The sequence below is a fragment of the Butyrivibrio proteoclasticus P6B7 genome (assembly GCF_000622085.1).
GTDB classification, from domain to species: Bacteria; Bacillota; Clostridia; order Lachnospirales; family Lachnospiraceae; genus Butyrivibrio; species Butyrivibrio proteoclasticus_A.
The window spans coordinates 24,726-44,676 of record NZ_JHWL01000019.1 but is presented as its reverse complement, the minus strand read 5'-3'; the positions used below and the strand labels follow the sequence as shown (position 1 = coordinate 44,676).

17 protein-coding genes are annotated in these 19,951 nt (G+C 44.1%); 16 read left to right on the top strand and 1 reads right to left on the bottom strand.

Annotated features, from left to right (window positions below; translation table 11 throughout):
* Positions 1–15: 15 nt before the first annotated feature.
* The gene (locus T541_RS0111915) at positions 16–888 is read right to left on the bottom strand and encodes a LysR family transcriptional regulator (RefSeq protein WP_026652945.1); all 873 of its coding nucleotides are present in this window, start codon (positions 886–888) and stop codon (positions 16–18) included.
* Between the two features lie 134 nt (positions 889–1,022).
* Here T541_RS0111915 and T541_RS0111910 point away from each other — a divergent pair, with 134 nt between their 5' ends.
* The 16 genes from T541_RS0111910 (at position 1,023) to T541_RS0111830 (ending at position 19,944) form a co-directional block, all read left to right on the top strand.
* Complete coding sequence (locus T541_RS0111910; protein ID WP_026652944.1) at positions 1,023–1,238, top strand: hypothetical protein; 216 nt, start codon at positions 1,023–1,025, stop codon at positions 1,236–1,238.
* Between the two features lie 25 nt (positions 1,239–1,263).
* Positions 1,264–2,256, top strand: coding sequence for an alpha/beta hydrolase (locus T541_RS0111905; protein ID WP_026652943.1), 993 nt, complete (start codon positions 1,264–1,266; stop codon positions 2,254–2,256).
* Positions 2,253–2,717, top strand: a complete 465-nt coding sequence (locus tag T541_RS0111900) for a cyclophilin-like fold protein (protein WP_242840779.1) — start codon at positions 2,253–2,255, stop codon at positions 2,715–2,717. The genes T541_RS0111905 and T541_RS0111900 overlap by 4 nt, the downstream gene beginning before the upstream one ends.
* A gap of 587 nt (positions 2,718–3,304) precedes the next feature.
* Positions 3,305–5,977 carry a valine--tRNA ligase gene (locus T541_RS0111890; protein WP_026652941.1) on the top strand — a complete coding sequence of 891 codons (2,673 nt, stop codon included), beginning with the start codon at positions 3,305–3,307 and terminating at the stop codon, positions 5,975–5,977.
* A gap of 61 nt (positions 5,978–6,038) precedes the next feature.
* Positions 6,039–7,418: a bifunctional folylpolyglutamate synthase/dihydrofolate synthase gene (locus T541_RS0111885; protein WP_242840780.1), complete on the top strand. Its 1,380-nt coding sequence runs from the start codon at positions 6,039–6,041 to the stop codon at positions 7,416–7,418.
* A gap of 11 nt (positions 7,419–7,429) precedes the next feature.
* Positions 7,430–7,594, top strand: coding sequence for a hypothetical protein (locus tag T541_RS21660; RefSeq protein ID WP_034466981.1), 165 nt, complete (start codon positions 7,430–7,432; stop codon positions 7,592–7,594).
* 1 nt (position 7,595) lies between these two features.
* Entirely contained in the window at positions 7,596–9,014 is a 1,419-nt protein-coding gene (locus T541_RS0111875; RefSeq protein WP_026652939.1) for a tetratricopeptide repeat protein, read from the top strand.
* Positions 9,015–9,127: 113 nt separating this feature from the next.
* On the top strand, positions 9,128–10,435 hold the full coding sequence (locus T541_RS0111870; protein WP_242840778.1) for an MBOAT family O-acyltransferase: 1,308 nt from the start codon (positions 9,128–9,130) through the stop codon (positions 10,433–10,435).
* 31 nt (positions 10,436–10,466) lie between these two features.
* On the top strand, positions 10,467–11,432 hold the full coding sequence (locus T541_RS0111865) for a GDSL-type esterase/lipase family protein (RefSeq protein WP_026652937.1): 966 nt from the start codon (positions 10,467–10,469) through the stop codon (positions 11,430–11,432).
* Positions 11,433–11,463: 31 nt separating this feature from the next.
* Positions 11,464–11,691, top strand: coding sequence for a hypothetical protein (locus T541_RS0111860; protein ID WP_026652936.1), 228 nt, complete (start codon positions 11,464–11,466; stop codon positions 11,689–11,691).
* 30 nt (positions 11,692–11,721) lie between these two features.
* Complete coding sequence (locus T541_RS0111855) at positions 11,722–12,096, top strand: RidA family protein (RefSeq protein ID WP_026652935.1); 375 nt, start codon at positions 11,722–11,724, stop codon at positions 12,094–12,096.
* Between the two features lie 26 nt (positions 12,097–12,122).
* Positions 12,123–13,172, top strand: a complete 1,050-nt coding sequence (locus T541_RS0111850) for a tetratricopeptide repeat protein (RefSeq protein ID WP_081779955.1) — start codon at positions 12,123–12,125, stop codon at positions 13,170–13,172.
* Between the two features lie 79 nt (positions 13,173–13,251).
* Positions 13,252–14,046 carry a DUF7402 domain-containing protein gene (locus T541_RS0111845; RefSeq protein WP_026652933.1) on the top strand — a complete coding sequence of 265 codons (795 nt, stop codon included), beginning with the start codon at positions 13,252–13,254 and terminating at the stop codon, positions 14,044–14,046.
* 15 nt (positions 14,047–14,061) lie between these two features.
* Positions 14,062–16,152 carry a heparinase II/III domain-containing protein gene (locus T541_RS19490; RefSeq protein ID WP_051538225.1) on the top strand — a complete coding sequence of 697 codons (2,091 nt, stop codon included), beginning with the start codon at positions 14,062–14,064 and terminating at the stop codon, positions 16,150–16,152.
* A gap of 104 nt (positions 16,153–16,256) precedes the next feature.
* Entirely contained in the window at positions 16,257–18,683 is a 2,427-nt protein-coding gene (locus tag T541_RS0111835) for a hypothetical protein (protein ID WP_026652932.1), read from the top strand.
* A gap of 103 nt (positions 18,684–18,786) precedes the next feature.
* Positions 18,787–19,944 (top strand): glycoside hydrolase family 88 protein, encoded by a 1,158-nt coding sequence (locus tag T541_RS0111830; protein WP_026652931.1) that lies wholly within the window; start codon positions 18,787–18,789, stop codon positions 19,942–19,944.
* Positions 19,945–19,951 lie beyond the last annotated feature (7 nt).

The window sequence follows — 19,951 nt, the reverse complement described above, 5'->3', positions numbered from 1 at the left end:
GCTTTAAATTTCAGTTTAAAACGACTCCCTTACCTGTGCCAGGAATTTTTCTGCAATAGGTGTGAAGGTCTGGTACTTGTTCCAGATAAGATATAGCTTTGTTTCCTGTTTGGGAGAAAGTGGACGGAATACAAGGTCGCTTTCTTCGGAGCAGTCTATCAGATGCTCAAAGGTCAGAAGTATACCCAGGCCTTCCTTGGCAAACATTGATGCATTATAAGAAAGACGGAAGGAACCTTCCAGGTGGAGCTTGGAAAAATTCTCCCCGGCCCATTCCGGGATCTCGATATTCCAGCTTTGTTCAGAGCAGAAGAGTGGCTGTCCTATAAGGTCGGCTACTTTTATGCTCTTTTTCTTTGCCAGGGGATGACTCTTTAAGATAATAGCACCCCAGCGGTCAGTATCAGGGAATGTGACATAGTCATATTTATCTTTGTTAGGTGCTTCGCAGATTACGCCAAAATCCAGTAACCCCTTATCAAGCTTTTCTGTTACCTGCTCAGTATCACCGCTGGTGATGTGGTAGGTGAAGGAAGGATATCTGTCTTTTAGCTTTTTAATCTCTCGGGCAAGATGACAGATCTGATAGGATTCCGCCAGACCAAAGTATATGTCTCCACCTGTGATATCATCCAAGGAGACAAATTCCTGCTCAATCTTATCTGCCATTAAAACAAGATCCTCAGCACGGTCACGCAGTAGCATTCCTTCATCTGTGAGTTTGATGGAAAAACTATGCCTTGTGAATAGTTTTTTTCCAAGTTCTTCCTCAAGACTCTTTAATGCCTTGGAAAGAGTAGGCTGTGTGACATGGAGTAATTCTGCGGCTCGTGACATGTTCTCTTCTCTTGCGACGGCAAGAAAATATCTTAAATTCCTTATTTCCATAAGAATCCCCTTAAATAAAGTGATATGCCCATAATGAATATCATGATATTCATTATAACCATTAGCAAAGAGATTGTACATGGATTATAGTGAGAATGTAAGATGAAAACACAACACAAACAGGGAATAAAGAGATGGGTACAGAAGATATTGTTGAATGCCTCAGGCATCTTGGCATTGAAGATGAAAAGTGCATACAGGCAGGGAAATATAAAAAGGTGGGTCAGAATGAAGAACTGCTGGGATTTCTTAGAAAGTGCCGGTGCACGCTAATGGATGAAATGCATGAGAGCCAGAGAAAAGTGGACTGCATGGATCTGATGATACACAGACTTGAAAAGAACAGTTAACAACTTGAATAGGGAGAAAAAAGAGATGATGAATACTGAAAAATTAAACCTGACAACCCAGTGGGATAAGACATTTGAGAAGAGCGATAAGGTCCTTCACAGTAAAGTGACCTTCATAAACCGCTATGGCATAACACTTGCTGCAGATATGTATGAACCAAAGGATGCGGAAGGAAAACTTCCTGCACTTGCGGTATCAGGACCATTTGGAGCAGTAAAAGAGCAGTGCTCCGGGCTTTATGCACAGACTATGGCAGAGAGGGGATTTTTGACGATTGCCTTTGATCCTTCATATACCGGAGAGAGTGGCGGCGAGCCGAGATACATGGCATCTCCTGATATTAATACTGAGGATTTTATGGCGGCGGTTGATTTCCTGAGCCTGAATGAAAAAGTGGATTCGGAGCACATCGGTATCATTGGAATCTGCGGCTGGGGCGGAATGGCTCTTAACACTGCTGCATTAGACCCACGCATTAAAGTTACCGTGGTTTCAACAATGTATGATATGACCAGAGTAAATGCAAACGGATATTTTGATTCGGAAGACTCAGAAGAAGCTCGATATGAGAACAGGAAGACAATGGCTCTTCAGCGCCTGGAAGATTTAAAGAACGGTTCCTATAAACGTGCAGGAGGATGCCTGCCACTTCCTGTGCCGGAGGATGTTCCGTTCTTTGTGAAAGATTACAGCGAATACTATAAGGGCAGGGCATATCATGAAAGATCCCTTAACTCCAATGAAGGATGGAATGTGATCGGATGTGAGTCGTTTATGAATCAGCCTATCCTTAAGTATTCAAATGAGATCAGAAGCGCAGTGCTCATCATTCATGGAGAGAAGGCGCATTCCTGCTATTTCTCGAAGGATGCCTATGCAAATATGATAAAGGACAGCAAGTATACGGATAATAAGGAACTCATGATCATTCCGGATGCTGTTCATACTGATTTGTATGATAATCTCGATGTGATCCCATTTAACCATATCGAAGAGTTTGTAAGGAAATATGTATGAAGATAAGAATAGCATTTATACTGTTTGTTTTTGTATTTCTTATGTCGGGAGCACCGGCGTGTGGTACAGCTGATGCCTATAGCTATCAAAATGAAACGGAGGTGAATGACACGAAAACCATGCTGATGAAGATTGGAGATAAAAGTGTAGATGTTGCCTGGGAAGAAAATGCTTCCGTGGAGGAGCTTAAGGGTCTTGCTGCATCAGGACTGACAATATCAATGTCGATGTACGGCGGCTTTGAGCAGGTGGGACCTGTCGGAAAGAATATCACGAGAGATGATAAACAGACAACTACAACAGCTGGAGATATTGTTTTATATTCCGGAAATCAGCTGGTAGTCTTTTACGGCTCTAATTCCTGGGCGTATACAAGGCTCGGAAGGATTAACTTGCCTGAAAATGAATTAAAAGAACTACTGAGCAACGGTGATGTTACGATCACACTCAGTGTTGAATAGGAGGATATATGGCAAAGAAGGTTCTGATAATTGAAACAAGCCTTAGAACGGGAAGCAATTCGGATTCTGCACTGGCTGCTTTGGGAAAATCAATCTAAACTGCTGCGCATAAAATTCCAGTTTAATCTCCAAATCTGGGAACCCTCATCGGTTGACAATTTGAATCTTTACTTATATTATTGTTGTCATAGATTTTATATTTCAAAGGTTATGAGAAAGAGGAGTACATATCTTCTCTGTGTTTAAAGAGAATGCACCTACGCTCTAATGCGTACGCTGAGAGGTGTTGATACAGATGATATGGAAGGTAGCTTTCGAACCGGACACCAAGAAAGGGCTCGCCCATAAGTGTCCCCGCGTTATCTGCGTTATCGGATAGAGCATTTATCGAGGCGATAGCCAAGATCAAGATGCTTGTTGAGGTAGAGAAAGTGATTTCCCTACGAACTAAGGTGGTACCACGTTTATAACGTCCTTAGCAGTCTATCAAGATTGCTAAGGACTTTTTTATTTGTTTTTAGCAATTACAACTATTGATCAGGCAGGGAACTGTCCTGTTAGCCACAAATCAGAAGAAGGAGAGAATTATGAAGAAAGAACTTGCAAAGACCTATGATCCTAAGGGTATTGAAGGTCGTCTTTATTCAAAGTGGGAAGAAAACAAGTACTTCCACGCAGAAGTAGACGAGACCAAGAAACCATTTACTATCGTTATTCCACCGCCAAACATCACTGGTAAGCTCCACATGGGACATGCCCTTGATAACACAATGCAGGATATCCTCATTCGTTACAAGAGAATGCAGGGCTACAACGCACTTTGGCAGCCAGGAACTGACCACGCTTCAATCGCTACAGAGGTTAAGATCATCGATGCCCTCAAGGCAGAAGGAATCGACAAAAGAGATCTCGGAAGAGAGAAATTCCTTGAGAGAGCCTGGGAGTGGAAGAGAGAGTACGGCGGAACTATCATTCAGCAGCTTAAAAAGCTCGGCTCTTCCTGCGACTGGGATAGAGAGCGTTTCACAATGGATGAAGGCTGTAACGAGGCTGTTACAGAGGTCTTCTGCAAGATGCACGAGAAAGGCTACATCTACAAGGGAAGCCGTATCGTAAACTGGTGCCCTGTATGTAAGACATCTATTTCTGATGCAGAGGTTGAGTACGAGGAGCAGGCTGGCCATCTTTGGCACATCAAGTATCCTATCATCAACGAGGATGGCACAGTTTCTGATACAGAATTCATCGAGTTTGCTACAACACGTCCTGAGACAATGCTTGGTGATACAGCAGTTGCTGTTAACCCAGATGACGACAGATACAAGTCCTTCAAGGGTAAGAAAGTTCTTTTACCTATTGTTAACAGAGAGCTTCCTATCGTTGAGGATTCATACGTAGATATGGAATTTGGTACAGGTGTAGTTAAGATCACTCCTGGCCACGACCCTAACGACTTCGAGGTTGGTAAGAGACATGGTCTTGAGGAAATCAACATCCTTAACGACGATGCTACTATCAACGCTAATGGTGGCAAGTTCGAGGGAATGGACCGCTACGCTGCAAGAGATGCCATTGTAAAAGAGCTTGACGAGATGGGTCTTCTTGTTGAAATCGAGGATTATTCTCACAACGTTGGCACTCATGACAGATGTCACACAACTGTTGAGCCTATGATCAAGGCACAGTGGTTCGTTAAGATGGATGAGCTCATTAAGCCAGCTGTTAAAGCAGTTAAGGAAGGCGAGATCAAGCTTATTCCACCTCGTATGGAAAAGACATACTTTAACTGGACAGATAACATCAGAGACTGGTGTATTTCAAGACAGCTCTGGTGGGGACACAGAATCCCAGCTTACTACTGCGACAAGTGCGGAGAGGTTGTTGTATCTAAGACTGCTCCTACAGTTTGCCCTAAGTGTGGTGAGACTCACTTTACACAGGATCCTGATACCCTTGATACATGGTTCTCATCAGCTCTTTGGCCATTTGAGACCCTTGGCTGGCCACACGACACTAAGGAACTTAAGTACTTCTTCCCTACAGATGTACTTGTAACAGGCTATGACATCATCTTCTTCTGGGTAATCAGAATGATCTTCTCAAGCTATGAGAACATGGGAACATATCCATTCCACACAGTTCTTTTCCATGGTCTTGTAAGAGATTCTCAGGGGCGTAAGATGAGTAAGTCCCTTGGAAATGGTATCGATCCTCTTGATATCATCGAGAACTACGGCGCTGATGCCCTTAGACTTACACTTATTACAGGTAATGCACCTGGTAACGATATGCGTTTCTACAACGAGAGAGTAGAGAACAGCCGTAACTTTGCTAATAAGGTTTGGAACGCTTCAAGATTTATCATGATGAACATGGCTGAGGATGCTAAGAGTGCTATCCACCAGGAAGAGCCATCCGGTCTTGAGCCAGTTGATAAGTGGATCCTTTCTAAACTTAACAACACTATTAAAGATGTTACTGAGAATATGGACAAGTACGAGCTTGGTATCGCAGTTCAGAAGGTTTATGACTTCATCTGGGATGAGTTCTGTGACTGGTACATCGAGATGGTTAAGCCTCGTCTCTACAACTCAGACGACAAGGCTTCCCACGAGGCAGCTCTTTGGACTCTTCAGACAGTACTTATTAACGCACTTAAGCTCCTTCATCCTTATATGCCATTCATTACAGAAGAGATCTTCTGCACAATGCAGGATGAGGAAGAGTCAATCATGATCTCCGAGTGGCCAGTATTCAAGGAGGAGTGGAACTTTGCTTCTGATGAGAAGGCTATCGAGACTATCAAGGAAGCAGTTCGTGGAATCCGTAACGTTCGTACACAGATGAACGTTGCTCCTTCAAGAAAGGCTGCAGTTTACGTAGTAAGCGACAAGGACGAGGCTCTTGATATCTTCAAGACAGGTAAGCTCTTCTTCGAGTCTCTTGCTTACGCTTCTGAGTCATTCTGCCAGAAGGATAAGACAGGAATCGCTGATGATGCAGTATCTGTAGTACTTGCTGATGCTACAGTTTACATTCCTTTCTCAGATCTTGTTGATATCGCTGCTGAGATCGAGCGTCTTACCAAGGAGCAGAAGAAGCTTGAAGGCGAGCTTAAGAGATCACAGAACATGCTCAGCAATGAGAAGTTCCTTTCTAAGGCTCCAGCTGAGAAGATCGCTGAGGAAAAAGAGAAACAGCAGAAATATCAGCAGACCTACGACCAGATCACAGAAAGACTTGCACAGCTTTCACACTGATAACCTTTGGTCGGAAACAGTTAGATGAGGGGAAATCTACATAAGGAAGGTTTTGTTGGCTGTGAGTATAGACTACTTAAATAGAGTTGAGGATATCATAAAGCGAGCTGATGAGGGCGATATTGCCAGTCTTAGCGAATGTGAGGAGCTTCTTAACGCGATTCCAAGCTTTACTGATAAGCACTCAATACAAGATACTAAGGATTTCCTTGAATATCTCGGCAATCCTGACGAGAACATGAAGATCATTCATGTGGCTGGAACAAATGGAAAAGGCTCAGTGTGTAGTTATCTTTCATCAATTCTTATGAAAGCCGGATACAACGTGGGGATGTTTACATCCCCACATCTTGTAAAGATTTCAGAGAGATTTTGCGTAGATGGAAGATTTATTTCAGATGGACTTTTCTCTGAGGTTTTTGTGGAGACCTTAAGAAGAATCCAGGAATATGACAAGGACGGCTATTTCCCTACATATTTTGAGTTTCTCTTTTTCATGGCTATGATTCTCTATGATGTATATCCTGTGGATTACCTGATTCTGGAGACAGGCCTTGGTGGAAGGCTTGATGCCACTAACTCAGTGGAGAAACCTATTGTTTCTATTATTACAGAGATCGGTCTTGACCACATGCAGTATCTGGGAGATACCGTAAAAGAGATAGCCTCTGAAAAGGCAGGCATCATCAAGAGCGGAGTTCCAGTGATCTTTTTTGACAAAAGAGCTGAAAGCACTGAGGTCATCAAAAAAACGGCCCTTGAAAAGGATTCCAGAGCAATCATCGTAGAGCCCAAGAATATCGAGGATGTCAACGTTGAAAGGGATGATACGGGGAACAAATACATTGCTTTTTCGTATAATTCCTTATATGATAAATATGTTAGTCTGAAATTATCTACAGAAGCCAAATATCAGACTGAAAATGCTTCAATCGCTGTTACAGCCGCAGAAATCCTTAGGGATAACGGCGCAGAGATCACGGAGCTTGATATCAGGGATGGACTTATAAGTGCTAAATGGGATGGCCGAATGGAAGAAGTCAGACCAGGCATTTACGTGGATGGAGCCCACAACGTAGATGGAATAGATGCATTTCTTGACAGTGTTCATGGCATTTCTGCCGATGGCAAAAAGATCCTGCTATTTGGAATAGTCGGAGACAAGCAGTACAGAGACATTGTATCAATGATCCTTAAGAGCAAAGAGTTTGATCAGATCTTTGTGGCAGTTCTTGGAACTGAGAGATCTGTCACAGTTTCAGATCTTAAGGGAGCCTTTGAGGATGCCAAGGAAGAGGAGAATATAATCGGTCTTCCTATTAAGTACTACAGTAATGTCAGGGACGCTATAACAGATATTATTACAGTCAGGAAATCAGGAGATTTGGTATTTGCAGCAGGTTCTTTATACCTGGCGGGGGAGATTAAAGGAATAGTATAACGAGGTAGGGTATGATTAACTTTGAGGAAGAACTTAAGAAGTTTAAGCCTAGTCTTGAGATAGAGGATGCCGAGGACATCATTTACGGACAGGATCTCGATGATATGTCTGATGTCCTTGTAAGAATCCTTAAGGATGCCGGTCACGAAGCTGATAATAGTAAGAGGACAAAGTAAGATGAAGTGTTACATCTGTGGTGCGGATCTTACCAAAGCTGATACTTGTCCTTCTTGTGGGGCTTCAGTTAAGACCTATAAGAAATTAGTTGCTCTTTCTAACAGATTCTACAATGAGGGGCTTGAGAAGGCTGGAGTAAGAGATTTGACAGGCGCTGTTAATTCACTTAGACAGAGCCTTAAACTTAATAAGAACAATATAGATGCAAGGAACCTTTTGGGTCTTGTATATTTCGAGATTGGTGATGTTGTTCCTGCTCTTTCTGAGTGGGTTATCAGTAAGAATCTCCAGGCAGATAAGAATATTGCTGACGATTATATGGATATGGTCAGGAATAGTCCTGCTCAGCTGGAGAATATCAACCAGACAATCAAGAAGTTCAATATTGCATACAATTATTGCCAGCAGGATTCCCTTGATCTGGCAGTGATTCAGCTTAAGAAGGTGCTTTCATTAAATTCAGGATTTATTAAAGCGCATCTTTTGCTTGCTCTTTTATACCTTAAGAATGGTAACTGGGACAGAGCCAAGATTGAGGCTCAGAAGGTCCTTAAACTTGATACAGGTAATGTTATGGCTAAGCGCTATCTCAAGGAGGCAGACAGCATGCTTCTTCCTGGAGAGAGCGGTAAGCTTGTTTCTGATATCGCTTCTTCAGACAGCGACGATATTATCAGATATAACAGTGGCAATGAGATGATCATTCAGCCAGTCAAGAAGTCAGTTCTTACAAGGACAAGCTCTATCTGGGGTATTGTTCTTGGTATCGTGCTGGGAATCGCTGCTTCCTGTTTCCTTATCTTACCTCAAAGGATTCAGAGCATTACCAGCAATAATCAGGAGAAGATTTCTCAGATCAGTGAGGAGTCTGATTCCAAATCAGCCCAGATCGGCGATTACGAGCAGAAGATCTCAGGTCTTCAGGCTCAGATTGAGGCTCTTCAGAGCCAGGTTACAGATTATGAGGGCGTAGATAGTACATCAGCTGCCATGAATTCACTTATGGAGGCAGTTAACATCTACATGGCAACTCCTTCAGATATAGAGGGAATGGCTAAGGCTCTTGAGAATCTTGACCTTACAGCAATTAGTGATGATGTTTCACCAGAATTTACAGATCTTTACAATACACTTATGTCTAATGTAGGACCTCAGCTGGCTACAAGCTATTACAACACAGGCTATGAAGCTTATAAGGCTGAGAATTATGAAGTTGCTATCACCAACCTGAATAAGGCTTATCAGTATGATAATAATAACGTTAACACCTTGTATTATCTGGGTAATTCTTACTACAGTAGTGGTGATCTTGACAAGGCAAAAGAGATTTACGATGCAGTAATTACTGATTTTCCTAATACACAGAGCGCACAGGCTGCTCAGGTTAAATTGGCGGAGATCAATAATTCTGGCAATTAAGGAATAGTTTTTTTGAAATGATTAATTTTTCGGATTTAGTGTTTATATTCAGGTTTTTACCTGTTTTTCTAATTGCATTCTATGTAACACCAGTGAAGTACAGGACTTGGACTTTGCTTATTGGAAGTCTGGTTTTTTACGGCGTTGGTGATCTTAGGATGCTTCCGGTTCTCGTGGGAGCCGTAGTAGTCAACTACCTGTTTGCAGGAACCATGACGCTGCATAAAAAGGGCCTTCTTTTCTTTATTGTGGCCATTGACGCGCTTATGCTGGCGGAGTTTAAGTTCTTAGGACACGTGGTTGACAGTAGTCTTATGCCTATAGGAATCAGCTTTTTTACCTTTAAGATGATTGCTTTCCAGGCAGATCTTTACAATGGTCAGATAAAAGAAAAACCTACATTCAGGGACACAGCGGCATACTTCTGCATGTTCCCTCAGGTTGTATCTGGCCCTATCATGCGTTATTCAGATTATGAAAAGAATGAACTTCTTCAGGAAGAACTTGAGGGCGTAGAGATGCTTTCCTTAGATGATAAGGAAGAGAAGTCTCCTTTTATCAAGACCCTTGAAAGGCTTGAGGATGGTTTTTCCTACTTTGCAGTGGGCCTTGGAATGAAGGTCCTTATTGCTGACCACCTGGCTATGCTCTGGAAGGAAGTAGGAACCATCGGATATGAGAGTATTTCCACCATGCTTGCTTGGCTTGGAGCCTATGCTTACACAATGGAACTTTTCTTTGATTTCTGGGGCTATTCACTCATGGCAGCAGGAATAGGCGTTATGATCGGGTTCCCATTTATTGTTAACTTTGATCATCCTTACGGATCCTTTAGTATTTCTGAATTCTACAGAAGATGGCATGCAACCTTAGGCTCATGGTTTAGAGATTATGTGTACATTCCTCTTGGAGGCAGCAGAAAGGGTACCTTTAGGACTATCCTTAATTTGTTTGTAGTATGGATCATCACAGGAATCTGGCATGGAACCACAGCCAATTTCATTCTTTGGGGCATGATTTTGTTCCTTGTGATTGTTATTGAGAAATACCTGGTATTTGCTAAGCTTCCTAAGTTTCTTGGCAAGGTCATCGGTAAAATCAATGTTCTTGTGATCATTCCACTTACCTGGGTGATTTTTGCTATATCTGATTTCAATCTTTTGATAACGTATTTCAAGAGACTGTTTCCGTTCTTTGGTGAGGGAACCTCTGTTAATCAGGGAGACTTCATGAAGAATGTAAGCATATATTGGTACTTACTGGCAGTTGGTTTTATTCTTATGATCCCTGCTGTGTATAAGTTCTGGGATGCCCATAGAAAGCATCCTTTATCCAAGATTTTCCTGTTCATTCTGTTTTGGGTAAGTGTTTACAGCCTTTCCAACGCAGCAGGAAATCCGTTTATGTATTTTAGTTTTTGATGTGGGTTGATTTATAGAAAGAGTATTAGTAATGAAGTGGTTAAGATCGTGTCCGCTGCTGGTGGGCACAGCTGTTACAACAATTATATTATCGGTTTTAGCGCATAGTCTTGATACAACTGTTTATGCAGATGCCAGAGAAGGCTTTGATCCTGGAACTGCGCCTTATTTCTCTCTTGTATTTAAGGGAGCCAGAGATGGATTATATCCCTGGAGTCAGGTCCCTCCTGTAGATATGCAGGAAATTGGTGCTGTTGCTGAGGCTTCAGTAGACAGTTCTTTTGACAGTACAACAAATGAAGAGCTAAGCGTGTCAGGTAATGACATTTCAGGTAATGACATATCCGGCAATGATATCTCAGGTAACGATGTATCAGGCAATGATGCAGATAGAACCTATGAGTTTACTGAGGTTGATCCTGATTACTTTTGTGATGCACTGTTTATAGGAGATTCCAGAACCGTTGGACTTTCTGAGTACTGCCAGGAGCTTGATGAAAGGGCAACCTTCTATGCCAAGGTTTCTCTTACTTTATACAAATCGCTTACTGAGCCTTTTATCAAGACTGATGAAGGTAAGATAAGCGTTGAGCAGGCCCTTTCTGAGAAGCAGTATGCCAAGATTTATATCATGCTTGGACTTAACGAGATAGGCGGTGGCACACCAGAGAGCTACGCTGAAGATTACATGGCTGTCATTGACAGAATCAGAGAGCTTCAGCCAGATGCCATCATCTATATTCAGGGAATCATGCATGTTACTGAGAATAAGAGTGAGAATGATAAGCACTTCAACAACGCCAACATTAATAGCCGTAATGAGGCGCTTTCTCAGCTGGCTGATAACAAGACTATATTCTACATCGATATGAATGAGGCGGTAGATGACGAGAATGGCAATCTTCTCGCGGATCTTTCCTTTGATGGTGTTCATCTTAAGGCAGCATCCTATGATAGATGGTATCAGTTCCTACTGCAGCATGCGATCGTAAAGTAAATACTACATATTAACTTGAGGCGGTGGTAAAATGTCTAGAGAGATGGTTTTTAAGATGGAGCGCCCGGGACTTCTTCACGAGGGAGACAAGGTCACTGTGACCGAGGGTGTACTTCCAAGTAATTACTACTATACAATTGATCCTTCCCTTGCAATGTCAGGTAATTACCCATTCAGGGAGAGAATGCTAGAAAGAGAAGGTGTTGTTACGAAGGTCGAGGAGAACGACAGGGGATTCTACGTAACGGCAGTTTTTTGAGCCATATATCACATTTAAGGAGGCATCATTATGGAGTACATTTCAACAGACAAGGCACCAGCAGCTATCGGACCTTATTCACAGGCAATTAAGGCAGGAGATTTCCTCTATGCATCAGGACAGATTCCAATCAATCCTGAGGATGGAGAGATTGACGCTACAACTATTACAGATCAGGCAGACAGAGTTTGCAGAAATATTGGAGAAATCCTTAAGGCAGCAGGAACAGACTATGAGCACGTTGTTAAGACAACATGTTTCCTTGCTGAGATGAGCGACTTTGCTGCATTTAACGCAGTATATGAGAAGTATTTTACAGGAAAGCCAGCAAGGAGTTGTGTAGCTGTTAAGCAGCTTCCAAGAAATGTTCTTTGCGAAGTTGAGGTAATTGCTTACCTTGGCTGATCACTGGTTGGGGGATACAGTACGGTATGAAATTAAGACAAACGGCTTTGATCGTGGCTATGGCCGCGCTTCTTGTGGGGTGTGGGAGCCTTTCAGGAAGACACAACATAGATTCAGGATTTGCATATATTGAAAGTCATGAGTACACAAACGCTCTTTCAAGCTTCGATGAGGCTGAGAAGAACGGCGAGGACCCATGTCTTATTCATAGAGGCCGCGGAATTGCATATCTTAGAAGTGGCGAGAGTCAGAAGGCTGTAACGGAGCTTCTGGCTTCTCTTGCTGCTGATGAGGGAATAGTTGACGACATGGACTTTGACACCAACTATTACCTGGCAGAGGCCTACTACAACCTGGGCGAGTACGAGAAGGCTAAGGAAGTCTACGATGCCATCCTGAGCCTTAAGGGTAAGGACAGCCAGGCCTTCTATTTACGAGGCGTCTGCGAATTGGCATCAGACAATCACGACAGCGCCAAATCAGATTTTTCTAAAGCAATAGCCCTTAATTCAAGGGATTACACCATGATCATCATGATTTACAAGTCTCTGGCTGAGTACGGCTATGAGGAAGAGGCTACATCGATCCTGCAGACTGCAATGGATCAGGGTAGCAGTCATATGACCAACTTTGAGAAGGGTCAGATTTCTTTTTACCTGGGGAATAACGCTGAGGCCCAGAGCTATCTTGAGGCTGCCAGGAATGAGAGAGATCAGGAAAAAGAGCCAGTGGTTCTGATGCTGGGTATGACAGGCGAGAAGCAGGGCGATTACAACTACGCTGTCAGCGTTTACAAGACCTATTTAAGTGAGAATCCGGCCAGTGCCAGAGTTTACAACCAGCTCGGTATGTGCCAGATCAAGCAGGGAGACTATAACGGCGCCATTTCTTCTTTTGAACTGGGAATTGCCGTTGATGATAAGGAGCTTAATCAGGCTCTTATGCTCAATGAGATCACAGCCTATGAGTACATGGGCGATTTCGCTACAGCATCATCTATGATGGCCAATTATCTTGATCTTTATCCGGATGATGAAGCGGCTATCAGAGAGAATGTCTTTTTATCCACAAGATAAGAGACTTTGCGGGAATTGAGATTACAGGTGTTCGTTAGCGCAGAGTTAGAGCAGTGCGACACCGATTCGGGGACAAGGTATGAAAATAACAGTATTTAACGATTGGGATCATGTGCCTAAGGCTCAGAACGAGGGAGAGAATTCCGTAGTTCTTGCCTGGGATGGAGAATATAGAAAGGGCGATGTTATAGAGTTTTCCGGCATTACACCTGGAGAATTCTATGTGGTCAAGGTTGACGCAGCCATTGATCCGGCCCTTGTGCTTATCGAACAGGATACGGTTGAGTTTCCTGTTCCTTTTTATGAGAAAAAGACCAGCTACAATCCGCTGGCATTCTTTGGAAACAGACATGTTGTGTCCATAAGAAAGGCCTTTTCCTTTGAAGTGGAGGGCTACAGGAATCTGGCTCTTAACCCCTTTGATCAGCACGAAGGTACCGGCGTTTATCCACATGCCTCAGCCAACGTGGAGACCAGAGGAGAAGCTGTGTTTGCTGCAAGAAACGCAATAGACGGCAATATAGCCACCCTTTCCCATGGAGAGTGGCCCTACGAATCCTGGGGCATCAACAGACAGGATGATGCTGAGTTTACCCTGGACTTTGGCAGGGAAGTGGATATCGACCAGATAGTTCTTTATACAAGAGCGGATTTTCCCCACGATAACTGGTGGATCAAGGGCACCTTCACATTTTCTGATGGGTCAAAAGAAATAGTGGAAATGGAGAAGAAGGTGGAAGAGCCCCATGTTTTCCACATCGAGAAGCGCGGAATCAGGTGGCTTAAGCTTGGAGAACTGATCAAGGCTGATGATCCAAGTCCATTCCCAGCCCTGACACAGATCGAGGTCTACGGAACAGAAGCTGAAGAGTGATGGAGCTTGTTATCTATGAATAAGAGTGCAGATATTGTTAAAAGATACGTGCAGACAGCATCTGGCAGCGGGCTATACACCCGGATCCCAGACATTTCCGATAGAAAGGCCTGGGAGGCAATTCCAGATGATTATAAGAAGCTACTGATAGAACAAGGAGAGCGTGCTAAGGAGGAACCCTGGACTGCTCTTCTTATTTCTGACTTTAGAGAATTTAAGAAAAACGGAAACCGGGTTAAGTTTGAGGACAAGTACTTCCCCCGTAGGCGCAAGCTGGGAAAACTGGTGATGGCTGAGTGCGTGGAGAATAAGGGCAGATTTGTGGAGGATATCCTGGATGGCCTGTACCTCATTCTGGAGGAGACCACCTGGTGCCTGCCTCCCCACACAAGCTATGAAAGGGACAAAGAGCAGGAGCCAATGCCCGATGTGACAAGGCCCATCATAGATCTTTTTGATGCGGAGAGCGGAGCCTTTGTGGCCTTTGTTGAATACCTGCTAAGGCCGGTGTTTAGCGAGATCAGCCCATACATTTCAGGCTATGTCAACGATAGGCTACGAGAGAGGATCTTTACCCCTTACGAGACCCAGCATTTCTGGTGGATGGGAAATGGCGATGAGCCTATGTGCAACTGGACCGTGTGGTGCGTACAGAACGTGCTTCTGTGCGCCTTTACCAGAGAAAAGAGCTATTTTTCTGAGGAAAAGAGATTAGAATATTTGCAGAAGGCTGCTGCTTCCTGCGACTACTTCCTTAAGGACTACGGCGACGACGGCGCCTGCAGTGAGGGTGCGCAGTACTACTCCCATGCAGGGCTTTGCCTCTTTGGATGCCTGGAAGTTATGAGTGGGGCTATTGAGGATGGTGTGGTGAATGATCTGTCAGAGCTCAGTGACGCTAGAAATGAAAGTGATAGTGCAAACTGTTTAGACAGTAGAATTGATCTTGCTAGTTCTTTGGGATTCGATAAGATATACAGTGAGCAGCTTATCAAAAACATAGCAACCTACATCTCTAAGGTTCACGCCTGTGGAGATTACTATATTAACTTTGCAGACTGCAGTGCCCTTCCCGGAAGGCGCACCGCTAGGGAGTTTCTCTTTGGTAAGTATGTGGGAGACTCTGCCCTTATGTCACTGGCAGCCAAGGATGTGATGGCAGACCTCTCTGAGGGGCGCGCAATAGATGATGAGATCAATCTCTTTTATCGTGCTCTTCAGGCCTTTGCCATGAAGGAGATTGAAGAATATAAGCCTGTTTCAGCCGGCGCAGAGGACGTGTTCCTTGATAGCATCGGACTTATGGTGGCCCGGGATAGCAGATTCGTGCTGGCCACCAAGGCAGGTAACAACGGAGATAGTCACAATCACAATGATGTGGGCTCTTTTACCATCTATAAAGACGGAAAGCCCTTCATCATCGACCTGGGCGTAGGAACTTATACCGCCAAGACCTTCTCCGACAGGCGTTATGACATCTGGACCATGCAGTCCCAGTTCCACAATCTGCCAACCTTCATCGATAGGGGCCAGAACGCAGCTCTCATCATGGAGAAGGACGGAGCCCAGTACGGAGCCAAGGACGTGACATGCATCCTGTGTAGGAACGGAGTGAAGCAAAGCACAGAGGGAACTGGAACGGGAGTGGAAAGTGCTGGTGGCAGTGATTCACTGGATGGATCAACTAATGACGGAAAAGAAATCTCATCTCTTAAGATGGATATCGCCGGCGCCTACGATGATTTCCGCATCCTCAGCTACATCCGAGAAGTCAGCCTCATTAAGGGCCAGGGCGTTGTGGTAAGAGATCACTACGACGGCGACGCAGACGCATTCTTGAGCCTCATGACCTATGAGAAGCCAGAGATAGTCAGCGATAATAGTGCCAATCTGGTGAATGAATCCGCAGTAAGTAGCAACGAATCTGCTGAAGTGGTAGTAAATGTCGGAACTCTAGGCACCATCACTGTTACCGGCGTCACCAAAGCTCAAATCCAAGAATACCCGATTGAGGATGAACGCCTCGCCATTGCCTGGAAACATCCAGTTTATAGGATATTGCTGACACTGAATAAGTCTGACGATATTAGGCTTGATATCAAGTGAAGCGCTGATGGACACCTTCACAGTCGTCCGCACAGCCATACATCCGGCTCTCGGAATTATCCGCACAGCCACAATAAATTACAAGAAGGAAAGACACAAGAAACATGAGTAACACCGCTACATTTGCAACAAAATTAGACCAGCTTTACAAGACTTACAGAGATAGGATCAACCCCGATTGCTGGCGGGAATTATTTGCTGATCCAACACTGATCACAGAGGAGAATTTTGAAGAAGTAAGAGAGATCTTTTTTAAATACATCCCCGTTCACTACATGATGCCAAACGAAGTCTACGCAGTAATAGACGAGCTCTTTGGCCTTAGAGAGCACAAGGACGAGCTTGCCAAGTACTGTCCTGATGGCTTCCTGAACTTTGCTGCAGCCAAGGCCTTTGACGAGTACACAGATTTCGATTATACACTTCTGATCGGCACACCAGCCTACGACGAAAACGGCGTGGTTGACCTGTTTATTAACACCATAAAAGAGCTTATGCACCCAGAATCCAATATTGAAGACCCGGAAGCTGCTTACGGTGCCATAGCTAATTCTGGCATGGTTCATCCATGGCTTGTTTTCTGGGCTAAGAGAAGAGATTTCCTTGCTGGAAAGCTTAACAAGGAGCAGGAGGAAGAGCTTTTTGACCTCTACAGAGAAGAGGTTCCTGATGAGAGACACCAGATCCGCTACTTCTGCCTTGAATACAGAGTTTATGAACTTAGAGGTCTTGTTTGCGAGAAGCACAAGGATTACAAGAATGCCTATTACTATTACAGGCTCATGGCCTTTGTTTATGAGACAAGAAATGCCATTAAGCTGTTGTCAGATGTATCTGACCGTGTGGTAAAAGAGCTATCTTCTCTCAAGGAAATGGACATGGGTGAGTGGGATATTTTCCTTGATGCAGCAAGACGTAGCCTACGATTTAATGAGGCTATCAAAATCTACGAAGAGCGCAAGGATGAGGTTTTTGCTCTTCAAGATTATGCTTTTATCCTTGCAAACATCAGTGAATTCTACGCCAAGAAGGACCGTATGATTGATGCAGTAAGGACTGCAGACCTGATCGTAAACGTGGATGAAGAGTACATGGATGCCTTCATGACAAGGCAGATCATTGACTGGTGCTACGACCTTGTTAACGAAGATGGTTACAACGGCATAGAAGTTTTCAAGATTATGGAAAAGCACTGTGCCAGATTTAAAGATAAATTTGATGATGACAAGAACGGCCTTTACGACGTTCTTTACAGCGAAGGCGTAGCTAACTGCAGATACGGAAATGCCAGATTCGCCATAGCTCTTTTTACAGAACTTAAGGACATGATCGATAGAAACGACATGAACTGGGCTTTCACTGAGCTTAATGAAGCTAAGGTGAGAGTTCTTTTCAACCTGTACTATTCATATCTGACCTGCAGAAAGTGCCCATCAGCTGAGGAAATCAATGATGACATGGCTAGGGAAGCTTTTGAGATGACGCTCCAGGGCGAGAACTTTGCATTTAGTAATGGCAACATGCAGTTCCCACCTGCCTTCTGGCCTTGCATGATGAAGTGCTGTAACGTAACCTTAGAGTACGAGAGAGCTCTTGAAGTTCTTCTTACGAGAGAGGGACAACTTCTTGAAATGCAGAACGGTGACAAGAAGGCCTATAGCGATATTCTTGATGCCTTGTATGCCTGCGCAATCCAGTGCTACGCTAAGCTTGGAGATATTCATTCTGCAAGAGAGGTTTTGTTTAAGCTTGTGGGCGGAGACTTGGAGCTAACAGCCATTAAGGAAGGCGTTAAGTCAGTGAACCTTACCAAGGACCACGACAAGATCATGTGGATTCTAAGCTTTGCAATCTACGTGCCTGGAATACTTACGGAAGACGAGACACAGTCTGTCCTTAGACAGTCTCTTGATAAGATCAGCTACATTACCAAGAACAGGGTAAAAGATGTTAAGAAGCTGGGCGAGTTTATGAGAAGCCTTTTGAGCTACGGATATGCTACAACCACTGATCAGAAGGCAATCTACGATGCCTGCAATGATGAGTGGCTTATGAAAAGAGCTCTCGGAACCTGTGAAGCCAGATACATCGCCAAGGATTTCGCGAGACTTAGCTTTTACGCTGGGGACCATGAAGGAGCAGCCGCGTATGCAAAGAAGGCCCTTGACCTTTGTTCTGCAGCCAATGCCTACTGTAGGCAGCACCACGTTACCCTTGAGGAAGCAGTGGAGGATGGACAGAGATATAACAACAGGCTTGAGTTGTCTGAACTGTCTGAGTGTTATCTTTTCATGGGAGATGTGGATAAGGCCAGATATTACGTTTCCAAGATGGAAGGCGACAACATGTGCGCTTACTGTGCTAAGTCAGGCTGCCTTGAGAAGTTCCTTGATTACGCACAGATTGAGTGCTATGAAGGTAACTACGATGAGGCCCTTAAGTACTGCGATCTGACAGATAGCACTGAGTGGAGCGGACATGAAGAGATAGCAACATCAATCAGAATGTATATCAAGAGAATTCGTGGATGATATCCACTGAAATGCGCAATTCACTGGAATTTTCAGTGGATAAGAAGTCAGAAAAAGAGATATAGTGTGGAAAAGCATTTATCATAATCGGGGAGTATAGGAAATGGAACTGGAAAGAAGAGATGAGAACTGGTATGTAAGGGCCCTTAACAGAGTGCAGGCCAAGATGGAGAAGGTTGTAGACCGTAACCTTGGTAAGATCCCTTATACCACAGATGAGAACGGCAGATTCGACGACCGTTCTGGTAAAAAAGATATCTGCTGGTGGACCAACGGATTTTGGGGCGGCGAATTATGGCAGCTCTACAGACTTTCAGGAAATGAGAAGTTTAAGAGCGAAGCAATTGCCGTGGAAGAGAAGATGGATGCTGCGTTCATGGACTATAACGGAATGGATCATGACGCAGGCTTTAGATGGCTGCCTACAGCAGTTATCAATTATAAGCTGACTGGTGACAAGGAGTCCCGCAACAGAGGCCTTCTTGCCGCTGCCAATCTGGCTGGAAGATTCAACATGAATGGCAATTTCATCAGAGCTTGGAACGACTGGGGCGATGACAGAGATACCACAGGCTGGGCTATCATCGACTGCATGATGAATCTGCCTCTTTTATACTGGGCATCCAAAGAGCTGGGAGACCCAAGATTCAAGGCAATTGCTGTAGCCCACGCTGATACTGCCATGAAGAACTTCATTAGAGAAGATGGCTCAGTTAAGCATATTATTGGATTTGACCCTGCTACAGGAGAGTACCTTAGAGACTACGGCGGACAGGGCTTTGGCGAAGGTTCATCCTGGACAAGAGGCCAGAGCTGGGCGCTTTACGGCTTTGCTCTTAGCTACAAGTACACAGGGAATGAGAGATACCTTGAAACCTCCATGAAGGTGGCTGATTACGTGCTTTCTGAGATCAAGGACACTTACCTTATACCAGTGGACTTCAGGCAGCCAGAGAACGTGACATTAGAGGATTCCACAGCATCAGCCATTATCGCCAGCGGACTTATCGAACTGGCCCAGGCTCTTGAGAGTATTGGAAAAGAGCAGGAGAAGGCAGATAAGTACATGGCTATGGCAGTTAACCTTCTTAAGACTCTGGATGAAAAGAGATGTGACTACAGCCTTGATAAGGACAACATCCTTGAGAAGTGCACTGCAGCTTACCACGATGAGAAGCATGAGTTTGCCATTATCTACGGCGACTACTACTACATCGAAGCGCTGATGAAGCTGGATGGAAGAGTGCTTACTATTTTCTGAGGAGTCA